Below are 13,809 nucleotides of genomic sequence, written 5' to 3'. Positions count from 1 at the left end.
GATGCTATTGATTCGCCGTATTAACGGAGTTCAGCAAAGCATCGGAAAAGGCTTGAGCGAGAACTTGTCGCTGTTGTTTTCCGACACTGCCGAGCAGTAAATTGGTGGTCATATTGCCTAACACGATTAAGGATAAATCCAGTGGCGCCTGATGTTTTTCAAGCACCGCGATCATGTCATTGAGAATCTCATCTATTTGTTTATCTTGGTATTTTGATTGAATTGCCATGTTGGATTGGTTTGCCGATTTAAAATGTCGCTTATATTAACCGATAATTGCGCTAATCCTAACATATTTTGTTAGTTCTGTTAAAAAGTGCGGTTATAATAGGCGGAATTTTTTTAAGGACAATTTTATGAGCATTACCGTCAAACAAGTTATTCTTCACCAGATTATTAAATCGCCCCAAACCGAACCGGAAAGCGCGCCGCAACTACATAGCGTGTTACGTGAACAAGTGCTGACTATCACGCCGGAAGTAGAACAAATGATGTTGCAATTACATCAAGGTTATCAAAATAAAGCCAAAGCCTACGGCGTTTTTCTTGATTCTTCCGTATTTGCCCAAAGCCTGAATCGTTTATTGGAAAATGAACTGGAATTTTTGCCTTTCAGCTATGAATCCACCCATTTGCTAATTAACGAGCTCGGTAAATACAATTTTGCCGACAGCGGCACATTAGTCTTGTGTCAGTACAATTTTCTCGCCACCGATTATTTGTTTATCGCCCTATTGGACAGTCGTGTCAGTATGCTTGTGGACGAAAAACTGGAAATTCAACGCACCGAATACTTGGACATCACCCAATTTGATGTCGCCGCGCGCATTAATTTGACCGATCTGCAACTCAACGCCAATTCCAATCGTTATTTAACCTTCATTAAAGGTCGTGTAGGACGCAAAATTGCTGACTTTTTTATGGATTTCCTCGGTGCGGAAGAAGGGCTTAACCCGCAGGTGCAAAATCAATGTTTATTGCAGGCGGTGAGCGATTACTGCGCACAAGGCGAGTTAAACTCCGAGCAAACCCAAGCGGTGAAAAAACAGGTGTTTGAATATTGCAAAGGGCAGATAAACAGCGGTGAAGACATTGAACTGGCGGAACTTTCCGGCGAGCTGCCGACTCTAAACGAACAACCTTTCGCCGAGTTTACCCAAGCGCAAAATTACGGTTTAGAAGAAAATATACCGCCAATTCGCACTGCACTTAAGTCGCTGACGAAATTTTCCGGCTCCGGCAAAGGGATTACCATTAGCTTTGATGCGGAATTAATTAATCAACGCATTATTTGGGATGAAGCCGCCGATACGCTGACCATTAAAGGATTACCGCCGAATTTGCGCGATCAGTTACAGCGCGGGTTAAAAGAACAGAATTAGTTTGGCAATTAATTAAACTTTCGGTATCATCGTTTACATTATTTAGAGAATAAAAAGGCAAAGAAATGCAATTCAAATCTGTTGTAACCGCACTTATTTTCGCGCTTAGTGTTACCGCTTGCTCCAGTGTCAATAAAATTGTTTATCGTATTGATGTGCCGCAAGGCAATTATTTGGAAGCGTCAAAAGTGACACAACTAAAAACCGGGATGACCGCTCAACAGGTTCAATATTTATTGGGTACGCCGGTTCTCATTGATCCTTACAGTAATCACACTTGGTATTATGTTTATCTGCAACAAAAAGCGTATGAAACACCGGAACAACATACGTTGGTAGTACATTTCGATCAAAACGGCATCGTCAGCAACTTTGATTTGGACAAACCCTTGCCGAACGATGATAAAGTCGAAGTAAACAATACCATTATCACTGCACCTGACGCACAAACCAAGCGCTGGTGGCAATTCTGGAAATAATTCGATTTTTTATTTGTAACCCAAATAAGGTTTAACCTATGGCTAAAATTTTACTTGTTGATGACGATGCGGAACTCACCGAATTGTTAGCCCAATTATTAGATTTAGAGGGCTTTCAGGTGAATGTTGCAAACAATGGTAAAGAAGCGTTGGAATTACTTGACCATAGTTACGATCTCATCTTGTTAGACATTATGATGCCGGTCTTAAATGGTATCGAAACACTCAAACAAATTAGAAAAAACTATTCCACACCGGTCATGATGTTGACCGCACGCGGTGATGACATTGACCGTATTTTAGGGCTTGAATTAGGTGCAGACGATTATCTGCCGAAGCCGTTTAATGACCGTGAATTAGTGGCACGCATTAAAGCGATTTTAAGACGTACCGCACAAGCTAACAGCACAAAAGATCCGGCAGATGTGGATAAAGTGGAATTTGGTGGCATTATGTTCTATCCGGGTCGCCAGCAAGCGATGTTAGGCTCAAAAGATCTGGAATTAACCGGCACCGAATTTGCTTTATTATTAAAACTGATCACCAATCCGGGCATCATTTTAACCCGTGAAGAATTAAGTCTTGAAGTGTTAGGCAAACCGCTTACACCATTCGATCGCGCTATTGATATGCATATGTCGAATTTACGAAAAAAATTACCATCCCGTCCCGATGATCTCCCATGGTTTAAAACACTTCGCGGTCGCGGTTATTTGTTAATTGCTGAAAAATAACAATAAAGGCTATTTTATATAGCCTTTTTCATCCCCCAACAATCATGTTCAGAAAAGAATTTATTTTTAACTCATTAACCATACGAATTTTCACCTTCTTCTGGCTAACATTCTCCATTTTACTTATTTTTATTTTTCTATTACCTTATTTTGATGCCCACATTTACTCGAACCTAAAAGAATATGAAGTTGCCAAATATCAAAAAGAAATCACCACATCCATTCGTAACAACCAAATTTCCCGTATTTTGGCCGGCGTTCCAAGTTTACCGAATGATCGATTCACCTCCCATCCGGTATTAATTTCGCCAAGCGGACAAATCCTCGGTGCATTGCCTGAGGAAGAAAAGTCTGTGCGCCAATTTATCTTTAACAACGCCTCACTGGATCAACCACTGAAAAAAATCTATTCCAATATTCAAATTGTTGGTCCGTTTTCGCTCTATTTAAACCCGGAGCATAATCAATCTTACAGCCTCTATTTTGTCAATCAGATCAATGCACAAAAGGAAATTCTCAACTATATTTTTGATCGCCCGTTTTTCCTGATTATTCTGGTTATTTTAATTTCCACACCTTTGCTATGGTGGCTATCACGCAGTATCGGGCAACCTATTCGTAATTTACAACTGGCAGCAAATGCAGTCGCGGTGGGAAATCTCAACATTAATAAAGATCTTGAAACCAAAGGATTAATTGAACTACGTCAAGTGGGGCAAAGTTTCAATCGTATGATGCTTTCCCTTGAAGAGGTGTTGCTAAATCAACAATCATTGCTCTCCTCCATTTCCCATGAATTAAGAACACCGTTAACCCGTTTACAGCTGGCAACAGCACTACTGCGCCGCCGCCTGGGTGATAGTAACGAAATTCAGCGCATTGACACGGAAGCTCAACGTTTAGATAAAATGATCAACGATTTACTGCAGCTTTCCCGTCAACAACTCCATAGCCATCTGGAAAAAGATATCTTCCCTGTGCCTTTACTATGGGAAGAAATTTTAGAAGATGCGGAGTTTGAAGCAGCACAAAGGAACATTCGTTTTAATGTGGAACAGGGAATTGATCATCCTGAACAATATTATCTCAATGGCAACCACGGACTCCTTGCAAGTGCGGTAGAAAATATTGTCAGAAATGCATTGAAATATACTAAATCGGCAATTTCCATGCACATTTATACCCATGAAAATGATTTATTCATTCGTATTGAAGACAACGGAGCCGGCTTACCGGAAGATGAATACGAAAAAATCTTTAAACCGTTTTATCGCGTTGACGAAGCCCGTACCCGCGAAACCGGCGGAACCGGCTTAGGTTTATCTATCGTAGCCAATACCGCCAAAGATCACCACGGCGCGGTCTGGGCAGGAAAAGCCAATCTGGGCGGTTTAGCCGTCACCCTACGTTTACCTCTTTGGGCAGCAAAATAGCCTAACGCATCCAAACAACAAAAAACCCCACTCAAACATAGTGGGGTTTTCTTTTTTATATCGCCAATTAGTGCAGTGCAGATACCACAAATAAAAAGACTTTAAGTAAAGACGCATTCACCAAGTCAATAAAGAACGCCCCTACCATCGGTACAATTAAGAAGGCTTTGTGTGATGGTCCGAAACGACTGGTCACCGCCTGCATGTTCGCTACCGCAGTAGGTGTCGCACCAAGACCAAAACCGCAGTGACCGGCACTCAATACCACCGCATCATAATCTTTACCCATCATGCGATAAGTCACATAAATAGCGAATAACGCCATAATAACAACCTGAATCGCCAAGATAACCATTACCGGCAATGCTAAACCTGCCAACTGCCACAGTTTTAAAGACATCAACGCGATCGCCAAGAACAAAGATAAGCCCACGTTACCTAATACATCCACGGCAGAATCGGCAACGTTAAATTTGAAGATATGGGTTAATGAGTTACGAATCACCACACCGGTAAATAAACACCATACGAATGTCGGCAACTCAATGACCGTACCTTTTGTATGCGCATCCAAGAACTGACCGATAAGCAAACAGCACGCCATCATCGTAATGGTTTCAATTAAGGAGCGGGTTGTAATCTTACGTTGATAAGTGGGATGCTCAAAGGCTTCCTGCACATCATCAACTTCATCATTTTCCGGGTTCTCGCCATGTTTCATTTTATTCAATAAATGGCGAGCCACCGGACCACCAATAATACCACCGGAAACTAAACCGAAGGTCGCACAAGCCATTGCCAGTTCTAACGCACCCTCAAGTTGGAATAATTCCGTTAACTTGCCTGCCCACGCAGCACCGGTACCATGCCCCCCGGTTAAAGTTACCGAACCGGCAATTAAACCATAAGCCGGATCGATACCAAGTAACACAGAACCTGCTACACCGACGATATTTTGTACGGCAATCAATATCCCTGCGGCAATCACAAAAATAATTAACGGCTTACCACCCTTAACCAAACGGGCAAAGTTGGCGCTCAAACCGATGGAAGAAAAGAACACCAACATCATGGTAGAACGCAAATTATCGTCGAAAGTAAAAGACAAGCCCCAACCTTGATATAAAACGGTCAATAAAATTGCCACTAAGAAACCGCCCACCACCGGCTCGGGAATATTATAATTTTTTAAGAAGGAAATACGTTTTACCAAAAAATACCCAAGCAACAGCACAAAGCCCGCCAATGCGAGGGTTTCAAAAGTATTGAAAGTCATAGAACATCCTCTTTGTAATGATGAATCCCAGTGATTATTCAGATTTAAAGCGCTAGGAAATTTTATGCGAAGAATAAAAAATTTTTATCGATCACGGAAGGAACTTCAATTTAGCAGAAAAATCAGGCTACTGCTAGGAAAACTCACAAAATTTTCACCCGGTCTAACAACTTAACCAAAAGGTGACCGGCCCGTCATTCACTAAGCTCACTTGCATATCGGCGGCAAATCGCCCGCATTCCACCTTGATTTTTTCACCGCACTTTTGCGCAAAATAGGTGTAAAGTTCGTTCGCCAACTGCGGTGGCGCACCCTTGGAGAAACTCGGACGCAAGCCTTTTTGCGTATCCGCCGCCAAAGTAAACTGCGACACCACCAACACTTCACCGCCGATTTGTTGCACGTTCAGATTCATTTTGTCATCCTCATCGCTAAACACACGATAATTCAGCACTTTCTCCGCCAACTTATCCGCTTTCTGGTGATCATCATCCTTTTCTACCCCCAACAATACCAGCAAGCCTTTACCGATTTGTCCGACAGTTTCGCCGCCGACGTCCACTTTCGCTTGGGTTACCCGTTGAATTAACGCAATCACGCTTCCTCCTGATAATTGACTTGCTCCTGATGATTTACTTGTTTTTTCGACCGCACTTCTGCCAACACTGCAGCCAATTGCGCGCCGAGCAATACGAACGTCCAGCTTAACTGAATCCATAACAACATAATCGGCAAGGTTGCCATGGCACCGTAAATTAATTGATAAGACGGAAACGTCACGATGTACCAAGCAAACGCCTGCTTGCCCAACGTGAAGAACACGGCGGCGATGAGTGCACCGGCGGCGGAATGTTTAATGCTGACTTTTTTATTCGGCACCACCATATAAAGCACGGTGAAAATAAACCAGGTGGAAAGAAACGGCACGAAACTAAGCAATTTCAATCCAAAAGAGAAGGTTGTCGACTGTTCAAACATCGTTTTGACATAGGAACTGGCGGCAATACTGGTGCCGACTAACAGCGGTCCTAGCGTGAGAATGAGCCAATAAATGGCAAAAGACGTGAAAATCGGGCGGGTGCTGGTGTCATGCCAAATGCCGTTTAGCGTGCGATCGATAGAGTTAATCAACATCAACGCCACCACAATCAAGCTGATAATCCCCACGGCGCTCATTTGTTTGGAATTGTTCACAAATTCATCAATATATTGCCCCACAACGTCACTTGCCGATGGCGCAAAATTAGTGAAAATAAACTCTTTCAAGGCACCGGTGACTTCATTAAACACCGGAAACGCAGAAAATATGGAAAACACCACCATAATCAACGGCACGATGGCAAGCATGGTGCTGTAAGTGAGATACCCGGCGGCTTGCGTGAGTTTATTCTGATTAAAACGCTGCCAAAATAAGGTGCAAAAGGGTTTCAGATCAATCATAAAAAGCCTCCGCAGCAGTGCTTAAATTTTTTGCCGGAACCGCATACGCAAGGCTGTTTCATGCTCGGCAACGGCACGGTCGGATCCACAAAATACCAACGCCCGTCAATTTTCACAAAAATTGAACGCTCATGATGCGCTTGTTCGCCCTCTTCGCCCTGACCTTTTTCCCCTTTAAAAAGGGCGTTAAATTCTACCGCACTTTGTACCTTCGTTAAGGTTTCCGTGTTCAGAATCTGCAAGCCAAGCCATTGGGTGTTCTCCGCCCAAGCCTGAATTGCCGGTACGTTCAGCAACGCCTGCTGGCTCGGCACCGTCGTTGCTACAATATAAGGCACGTTTTTTAACACATAGGCGGCATAACGGGAACGCATTAATTGCTCGGCAGTTTGCGGGAACTGTGCGCCGCTATGGAAACGCCCGCAACAATCTGCATAGGATTTATTCGATTGACAAGGGCAAACTGAATCTAAAAGTGCGGTCATTTTTAACTCTGTTTTTGCTGTAGTTTCATGAGTTGAGAATTGAGCGAACGTTTGAACGCGGACGCCAACACGTCAAGCGCCAACGCCTGCTCCAATTCGCTGACATTCTTCGGCGCCGATAATAAACGATTCAAATGACGAATAGTAAAATCAGGGTGCGGACGCGCCTGCAACAGCAATTTATCGCCGCGCCGAATCTCGCCCTCACGCACCACCCGCACATACCAGCCCGACCAGCCGGAACGGTATACGGTTTGTTGGGTATTCGGATTATCGGTATTTTTCGATAGCCGCTCGCAAGGCTTACGCGGCTGCGAGACCTCCACCACACAAGAACCGATTTGATACCGATCGCCGACACACACGGAATCCTCGTTCAGCTCCGAAACGACGAAATTCTCGCCGTAAGTCGCCGTGCCCTGATAAGAAAAATTTTCGCCCAGCAAGGCATTTAACGCGGGAAAAGCATCTGCCGACATAAAAAACAGCGCTTTGTCCACGCCGCCATGATGGGCTTTTAACCCTACATCATTGCCTTCCGCGCCTAAGCCATGAATTTTCACCGATTCCACCGGCTGTTTACGAATGGCACTTTCATATTGCGAACCGTCGGCAAAGGTCAGCTGTTGCACCTGCCCGATTTTAATGATCAAAACTTCTGCATTTGTCATCATTTTCCCCGTTCTTATTCGAAATTTGTGGAATTATACCGTAAAAACAACGAAATTTTTGACCGCACTTCTATTTTTAAATATCATGCGGAAAATTTATCAGCAATCCAGCAGGAACAATAAACATGCAATATTTACTCGCCCAAACCGAACAAAACCAGCAACTCGGCATTACCGCCAAAATGGCAAACCGCCACGGATTAATCGCCGGCGCCACCGGTACCGGGAAAACCGTCACCCTACGTAAAATGGCGGAAGCCTTTAGTGATGACGGTGTGCCGGTATTTTTAGTGGATGTCAAAGGTGACCTTTCCGGCTTGGTACAACCGGGCGCCATGCAGGGTAAAATCGCCGAGCGTATCGAACAATTCAATTTAGGCGGGGAAAGCTATTTGAGCGGCTACCCGGTGTCTTTCTGGGACGTGTTCGGCGAAACCGGCATTCCGCTGCGCACCACCATTTCGGAAATGGGGCCGTTATTGTTATCCCGTTTATTGAATTTAAACGCCACCCAAGAAGGTTTGCTCAACCTCGTATTCCGCGTTGCCGATGACAAAGGCTTGTTGCTTATCGACTTAAAAGACTTGCGCGCCATGTTGAAATACGTAGCGGAAAACGCCAAAACCTTCCAAGTGGAATACGGCAATGTGTCTGCCGCCAGCGTGGGCGCCATTCAACGCGCTTTATTAACGCTGGAAAACGAAGGGGCGGCAAATTTATTCGGCGAACCGGCACTGAATTTGGAAGACTGGCTGCAAACCCGAGACGGGCGCGGCGTGATTAACGTGCTCAATTCGGAAAAACTGATTAACTCTCCGCGGATGTACAGCGCGTTCTTGCTGTGGTTAATGGCGGAATTGTTCGAGCAGCTGCCGGAAGTGGGCGACCCCGACAAACCGAAATTTGTGATGTTCTTTGATGAAGCGCATTTGTTGTTTGATGGTGCGCCGAGCGTGTTAGTGGACAAAGTGGAACAGGTGGTGCGCCTGATTCGTTCCAAAGGCGTGGGCATTTATTTCGTGACGCAAAACCCGCTGGATTTGCCGGACACCGTACTGGGTCAGCTTGGCAATCGCGTGCAACACGCCCTGCGTGCTTTCACGCCTCGGGATCAAAAAGCGGTGAAATCGGCGGCGGATACGTTCCGTTCCAACCCGAAAGTGAATGTGGTGGAAGCCATTTCCACCCTTGGAGTGGGGCAAGCGTTAGTCTCGTTCTTAGATGAAAAAGGCATGCCGACACCGGTGGAGATCGCCTACATTTTTCCGCCAAAAAGCCAACTGGCGCCAATTACCGCCGAACAGCGCACTGCTTGGGTGAAAGACGACGATTTATACACCTTCTATAAAGATTATGTGGATAACGAATCGGCGTTTGAAGTGTTAAACGCGCAAGCGGATCTTGCCGCCGTAGCGCAAAAACAGGAGGAACAAGCCAAACAGGAAGAAGAAAACGGTATCATGGGTAGCCTCAGCCGCATGATTTTCGGCACCAAAAAACGCGGCGAACAACTGACCGTGACGGAAGAACTGGTCAGCGGCGTAACCAAAGCCGTGGGGCGCAACATCCGTAACCAAATCACCAAGCAAATCATGCGCGGGATTTTGGGGGCGTTTAAGAAGTAACATTCACCTGAAAAAACCACAGCACTTTTTTGTTCCATGAAAAGTGCGGTGGTTTTTCTAAGCGTTTTTCAATCACCATCAATTACCCTTTAATTAAGAATAATTCTCATCTATAATCTTCCTGTTCTCTACAAGACAATATTCACTTATTCTGACGGCAGCTTTAGCCGTACTGTCCGCCGCTCATGACTCCACGCGATGAAATCGCGCGTTTCCACAAGGAGGTAATGATGTTTAAAATTCAAGATGCGGTCAGCGAGACCCTGCTTATTCCGCTGTACATGCGTTATCACGAATCCCTCAAACCCGATCCGATTATTCATGATGAAGAGGCGATGCGGCTGATACCGCAAATCGATTATGATTTCAGTAAGTTCGATACGGCAATCCGTAGTTCCGTCGGTTCGGCAATTCGTGCGGTTTACTTGGATGAGGTGACTAAAACCTTTATTCAACGCCACCAACAACCGATTATCGTGATGATCGGTTGCGGCTTGGACAGTCGTAACAAGCGTGTCGGCGACATCGGCAATCATGTGCCGTTTTACGAACTGGATTTGCCGGATGTGATTGCGCTACGCCGACAATTATTACCGCCGGCGGACAATGAAATTCTGCTCGCCGCCTCGGCACTTGAAACGGATTGGATGGACGAATTACGGACGCAGCACCCTCATGCGTCGTTTTTATTTGTGATTGAGGGCGTGCTGATGTACTTCAGCGAAGCACAGGTGAAAAAGCTGTTTAAAGACTTAGCCGCCCGTTTTAGCGGCGGAGAAATCGCATTTGACATCGGTAGCACTTGGATGAGTCGTAATTCGCAAAAACATCATGACGTGATGAAACATATGCGCGCGCAATTTGATTACGGCTGTGACGACGATCATGAAATGGAACGTTGGGCGCATAATTTGCAACTGATTTCGGCAAAATATATGTTCGATTTCCCCACTTGGAAACGTATCGGTTTATTGAAAGCCGCCATCATGTGGATTGTGCCGACAGTGCGCCGTTCTTATCGTTTTCTACACTACCGAATGACTTAGGACGAGTTAGCAAAAATTTAACGAAAAAAAAGACCGCACTTTGATCGAGGGAAGCAAAGTGCGGTCAGCTCTCAAGTTGTTTTTTCGTGCTTATTCCACCGTAACGGCTTTCGCCAAGTTACGCGGCTGATCCACGTCGGTGCCTTTAATCAGCGCAATGTGATACGCCAATAATTGCATCGGCACGGTGTAATAAATCGGCGCGGTGATTTCGTTTACGGTCGGCATCGTGATGATTTTCATGCCTTCCGCTTCGCTGAAACCGGCTTCTTTATCGGCGAAGACATACAACTGACCGCCACGGGCGCGTACTTCTTCAATATTGGATTTGATTTTTTCCAATAATTCGTTGTTCGGCGCCACCACGATCACCGGCATATCTGCGTCAATTAACGCCAATGGGCCGTGTTTCAATTCACCGGCAGCATAAGCCTCGGCGTGAATATAGGAAATCTCTTTCAACTTCAAAGAGGCTTCCATGGCGATCGGGTAATATTCGCCGCGACCTAAGAATAATGCATGATGTTTTTCCGCGAAATCTTCCGCCAAGGCTTCAATTTGTTTATCGAACGCCAAGGCTTTTTCGATTTCCGCCGGCAAGGCTTGCAAGGCTTTCACCATTTCCTGTTCTTTCTCGGCGGAAAGAGTATGTTTCGCTTTACCGATGGCAATCACCAACATTAACAAGGAAGCCAACTGAGTAGTGAAGGCTTTGGTAGACGCTACCCCAATTTCCACGCCGGCGCGGGTCATGAAGGCTAAATCGGATTCGCGCACCAAGGAGGAACCCGCCACGTTACAAATGGTCATCGCCGCCATGTAGCCTTTTTCTTTCGCCAAACGCAAGGCGGCTAAGGTATCCGCCGTTTCACCGGATTGGGAAAGTGTGATTAACAAGCTGTTCGGACGCACCACGAATTTGCGGTAACGGAACTCGGAAGCGATTTCAATATCGCAACTCACGCCTGCCAGGCTTTCAAACCAATAGCGCGCCACCATACCGGAGTTGTAAGATGTCCCACACGCCACGATTTGAATGTGTTCAACTTTTTCCAAGATTTCTTTCGCGCCGTTGCCGATGGCTTCCACCACCACGTTATTATGAGTGACACGACCTTCCATGGTGTTAATTAATGCGGTCGGTTGCTCGTAAATTTCTTTTTGCATGAAGTGGCGATATTTGCCTTTTTCCGCCGCGTCGTTTTCCAAATTGGAATCATGAGCTTCACGTTCCACTTTGTTGCCTTCGCGATCGTAAATCGCCACGGAACGACGGGTGATTTCGGCAATGTCGCCTTCTTCTAAGAAAATAAAGCGACGGGTTACGCTTAGCAAGGCAAGTTGGTCGGAGGCCAGGAAATTTTCACCGATACCTAAACCGATCACCAGCGGACTACCGGAACGGGCGGCAACCAAATGTTCCGGTTGCATACGATCCATTACGACCATGCCGTAAGCACCGGTTAATTGTTTCACCACTTTTTGTACCGCTTCCAACAAGCTGCCTGCGGTACGCATTTCCCATTCCACCAAGTGTGCAATCACTTCCGTATCGGTTTGTGAAGTAAACACATAGCCGCGCTCTTTCAATAAAGTACGCAATTCTTCGTAGTTTTCGATAATGCCGTTATGCACCACGGCGAAATTGCCGGAAACGTGCGGGTGAGCATTTTCTTCAGAAGGCTCGCCGTGGGTCGCCCAACGGGTGTGCGCAATCCCAGTGCCGCCGATAAGAGGTGTTTTCTCCACGGCGTCATCTAACGCTTTGACTTTACCCAAACAGCGCACACGTTGTAGTTCGTGTTGAGAATTGACCACCGCCAAACCTGCCGAGTCGTAACCACGATACTCAAGACGATGTAATCCGTTAATTAAAATTTCCGCGATATCACGTTGTGCGACTGCACCGACGATTCCACACATAAGCTTTAGCTCTCCTAAATTAAATAAAAAAACGTTTACGAAAACGACCGCACTTTTAGCCGCAATTAAGCGCAAATAACTTCTACGCCGTGGGCTTCAATGCGGTTTTTGCTTTCTTCCGACAGCAAATTATCGGTAATTAGCACATCAATTTGCTGCCAGGTTAATTCTACGTTGGGCATTTTTCGCCCGATTTTTTGTGATTCCACCATCACAATGACTTCACGCGCCACTTCCGCCATCACGCGACTTAAACTTACCAATTCGTTAAACGTGGTCGTGCCCCGCTCAAAATCGATACCGTCCGCGCCGATAAATAACTGATCAAAGTTATAAGAGCGCAACACCTGCTCCGCTACATTGCCTTGGAAGGATTCGGAACGGTTGTCCCAGGTGCCGCCGGTCATGAGCAAGGTCGGCTCGTTTTCCAAGGAGCGCAGTTCGTTCGCCACATACATGGAATTGGTCATCACCACCAAGCCTTGTTTATGATTTAGCTGCTTAATTAATGCCGCGGTTGTCGTGCCGCTGTCGATAATAATGCGGTTATGATCGCGAATGCGTTCTGCAGCGACTTTTGCAATCGCCAACTTTCGTTCCGAAAGAATATCTTCCTGCGCGTCTTCCAGCAATTCCTGCGGCATTAAAATCGCGCCGCCGTAACGACGCAGCAGAAAACCGTTACTTTGTAGCACCGACAAATCTTTACGAATTGTCACTTCCGAGGTATCAAATAATTGCACCAATTGCTCGACACTGATTTCGCCCCGCTCCTGCAATAATTGCATGATGCCGTGACGACGTTGTTGCGTATTACGGGTCTGGATATTTCGTTTAGTCATTCTTAAGTCAAAATAGTTCAAATTAAATTTCGGTTCGAAAGTTTAGCGTTATTTAGACGGGATGTAAACGGAAGAATGCGGGAGAAATAGAAAACAAAAAACCCTGTTTATTAAACAGGGTTCCGTAATTAAATATAAGGGCTAATTATTTAACAGCGTCTTTTAATGCTTTACCGGAAACGAATGCCGGCACTTTAGATGCAGCGATTTTGATTTCTGCACCGGTTTGCGGGTTACGACCGGTACGCGCTTTACGTGCGTTAACTTTAAATGTACCGAAACCGATTAATTGTACAGCTTCACCTTTTTTCAAGCTGCCGGTGATAGCGTCTAAAGTTGCTTCTAAAGCTGCTTTAGCTTGTTTTTTGTTCAATTCAGCTGAGCTTGCAATAGCATCAATTAAATCTGTTTTGTTCATGGATTAGTACCTTCTATTTTTAAATAAAATTTGACAGTGGTGGAATAAACAACTT

At 45.4% G+C, this 13,809-nt stretch carries 15 protein-coding genes; 6 read left to right on the top strand and 9 right to left on the bottom strand.

The genetic code is table 11. The features are described 5' to 3' along the window. Positions 1-4 precede the first annotated feature (4 nt). Positions 5-229, bottom strand: coding sequence for a YejL family protein (locus DK430_RS05045; RefSeq protein ID WP_109078018.1), 225 nt, complete (start codon positions 227-229; stop codon positions 5-7). 127 nt (positions 230-356) lie between these two features. Between DK430_RS05045 and yejK the strand changes: the two genes are divergently transcribed. From yejK to cpxA, 4 genes are all read left to right on the top strand, one after another. Then, complete coding sequence (gene yejK, locus DK430_RS05040; RefSeq protein ID WP_109078017.1) at positions 357-1,382, top strand: nucleoid-associated protein YejK; 1,026 nt, start codon at positions 357-359, stop codon at positions 1,380-1,382. 65 nt (positions 1,383-1,447) lie between these two features. Next, entirely contained in the window at positions 1,448-1,861 is a 414-nt protein-coding gene (gene bamE, locus DK430_RS05035; protein ID WP_109078016.1) for an outer membrane protein assembly factor BamE, read from the top strand. A 38-nt stretch (positions 1,862-1,899) separates the two neighbouring features. Further along, positions 1,900-2,595, top strand: a complete 696-nt coding sequence (locus DK430_RS05030; protein ID WP_109078015.1) for a response regulator — start codon at positions 1,900-1,902, stop codon at positions 2,593-2,595. Positions 2,596-2,639: 44 nt separating this feature from the next. After that, positions 2,640-4,028 carry an envelope stress sensor histidine kinase CpxA gene (gene cpxA / locus DK430_RS05025; RefSeq protein WP_109078014.1) on the top strand — a complete coding sequence of 463 codons (1,389 nt, stop codon included), beginning with the start codon at positions 2,640-2,642 and terminating at the stop codon, positions 4,026-4,028. A 67-nt stretch (positions 4,029-4,095) separates the two neighbouring features. Here cpxA and gltS read toward each other — a convergent pair whose 3' ends face one another. The 5 genes from gltS to DK430_RS05000 form a co-directional block, all read right to left on the bottom strand. Beyond that, positions 4,096-5,304 (bottom strand): sodium/glutamate symporter, encoded by a 1,209-nt coding sequence (gltS, locus tag DK430_RS05020; RefSeq protein WP_109078013.1) that lies wholly within the window; start codon positions 5,302-5,304, stop codon positions 4,096-4,098. Positions 5,305-5,467: 163 nt separating this feature from the next. Continuing rightward, the gene (gene dtd, locus DK430_RS05015) at positions 5,468-5,902 is read right to left on the bottom strand and encodes a D-aminoacyl-tRNA deacylase (RefSeq protein WP_109078012.1); all 435 of its coding nucleotides are present in this window, start codon (positions 5,900-5,902) and stop codon (positions 5,468-5,470) included. Continuing rightward, positions 5,899-6,744, bottom strand: a complete 846-nt coding sequence (locus tag DK430_RS05010) for a virulence factor BrkB family protein (RefSeq protein WP_109078011.1) — start codon at positions 6,742-6,744, stop codon at positions 5,899-5,901. The genes dtd and DK430_RS05010 overlap by 4 nt, the downstream gene beginning before the upstream one ends. Then, positions 6,741-7,229, bottom strand: a complete 489-nt coding sequence (locus DK430_RS05005; RefSeq protein ID WP_109078010.1) for a YchJ family protein — start codon at positions 7,227-7,229, stop codon at positions 6,741-6,743. The genes DK430_RS05010 and DK430_RS05005 overlap by 4 nt, the downstream gene beginning before the upstream one ends. Positions 7,230-7,231: 2 nt before the next feature. Further along, complete coding sequence (locus DK430_RS05000) at positions 7,232-7,900, bottom strand: MOSC domain-containing protein (RefSeq protein WP_109078009.1); 669 nt, start codon at positions 7,898-7,900, stop codon at positions 7,232-7,234. 125 nt (positions 7,901-8,025) lie between these two features. Between DK430_RS05000 and DK430_RS04995 the strand changes: the two genes are divergently transcribed. Further along, positions 8,026-9,525 carry a helicase HerA-like C-terminal domain-containing protein gene (locus DK430_RS04995; RefSeq protein ID WP_109078008.1) on the top strand — a complete coding sequence of 500 codons (1,500 nt, stop codon included), beginning with the start codon at positions 8,026-8,028 and terminating at the stop codon, positions 9,523-9,525. Positions 9,526-9,755: 230 nt separating this feature from the next. Next, positions 9,756-10,571, top strand: coding sequence for a class I SAM-dependent methyltransferase (locus tag DK430_RS04990; RefSeq protein ID WP_109078007.1), 816 nt, complete (start codon positions 9,756-9,758; stop codon positions 10,569-10,571). A gap of 90 nt (positions 10,572-10,661) precedes the next feature. Here DK430_RS04990 and glmS read toward each other — a convergent pair whose 3' ends face one another. From glmS to hbs, 3 genes are all read right to left on the bottom strand, one after another. Next, entirely contained in the window at positions 10,662-12,494 is a 1,833-nt protein-coding gene (gene glmS / locus DK430_RS04985; RefSeq protein WP_109078006.1) for a glutamine--fructose-6-phosphate transaminase (isomerizing), read from the bottom strand. 65 nt (positions 12,495-12,559) lie between these two features. Next, positions 12,560-13,336, bottom strand: a complete 777-nt coding sequence (locus DK430_RS04980; RefSeq protein ID WP_204352513.1) for a DeoR/GlpR family DNA-binding transcription regulator — start codon at positions 13,334-13,336, stop codon at positions 12,560-12,562. A gap of 145 nt (positions 13,337-13,481) precedes the next feature. Then, a complete protein-coding gene (gene hbs, locus DK430_RS04975; protein ID WP_005541993.1) occupies positions 13,482-13,754 on the bottom strand; it encodes a non-specific DNA-binding protein Hbs in 273 nt (90 codons plus the stop codon). Between the last annotated feature and the right edge of the window lie 55 nt (positions 13,755-13,809).

The organism is Aggregatibacter kilianii (assembly GCF_003129965.1).
Classification (GTDB): domain Bacteria; phylum Pseudomonadota; class Gammaproteobacteria; order Enterobacterales; family Pasteurellaceae; genus Aggregatibacter; species Aggregatibacter kilianii_A.
The sequence above is the reverse complement of the archived record's forward strand: the minus strand, read 5'-3'. Positions and strand labels throughout refer to the sequence as shown.

Bases quoted from the DNA above. Each gene is read 5' to 3' on its own strand.
- DK430_RS05045 (WP_109078018.1), bottom strand. From the start codon at position 229: ATGGCAATTCAATCAAAATACCAAGATAAACAAATAGATGAGATTCTC.
- yejK (WP_109078017.1), top strand. From the start codon at position 357: ATGAGCATTACCGTCAAACAAGTTATTCTTCACCAGATTATTAAATCG.
- bamE (WP_109078016.1), top strand. From the start codon at position 1,448: ATGCAATTCAAATCTGTTGTAACCGCACTTATTTTCGCGCTTAGTGTT.
- DK430_RS05030 (WP_109078015.1), top strand. From the start codon at position 1,900: ATGGCTAAAATTTTACTTGTTGATGACGATGCGGAACTCACCGAATTG.
- cpxA (WP_109078014.1), top strand. From the start codon at position 2,640: ATGTTCAGAAAAGAATTTATTTTTAACTCATTAACCATACGAATTTTC.
- gltS (WP_109078013.1), bottom strand. From the start codon at position 5,304: ATGACTTTCAATACTTTTGAAACCCTCGCATTGGCGGGCTTTGTGCTG.
- DK430_RS05010 (WP_109078011.1), bottom strand. From the start codon at position 6,744: ATGATTGATCTGAAACCCTTTTGCACCTTATTTTGGCAGCGTTTTAAT.
- DK430_RS05005 (WP_109078010.1), bottom strand. From the start codon at position 7,229: ATGACCGCACTTTTAGATTCAGTTTGCCCTTGTCAATCGAATAAATCC.
- DK430_RS05000 (WP_109078009.1), bottom strand. From the start codon at position 7,900: ATGACAAATGCAGAAGTTTTGATCATTAAAATCGGGCAGGTGCAACAG.
- DK430_RS04995 (WP_109078008.1), top strand. From the start codon at position 8,026: ATGCAATATTTACTCGCCCAAACCGAACAAAACCAGCAACTCGGCATT.
- DK430_RS04990 (WP_109078007.1), top strand. From the start codon at position 9,756: ATGTTTAAAATTCAAGATGCGGTCAGCGAGACCCTGCTTATTCCGCTG.
- glmS (WP_109078006.1), bottom strand. From the start codon at position 12,494: ATGTGTGGAATCGTCGGTGCAGTCGCACAACGTGATATCGCGGAAATT.
- DK430_RS04980 (WP_204352513.1), bottom strand. From the start codon at position 13,336: ATGACTAAACGAAATATCCAGACCCGTAATACGCAACAACGTCGTCAC.
- hbs (WP_005541993.1), bottom strand. From the start codon at position 13,754: ATGAACAAAACAGATTTAATTGATGCTATTGCAAGCTCAGCTGAATTG.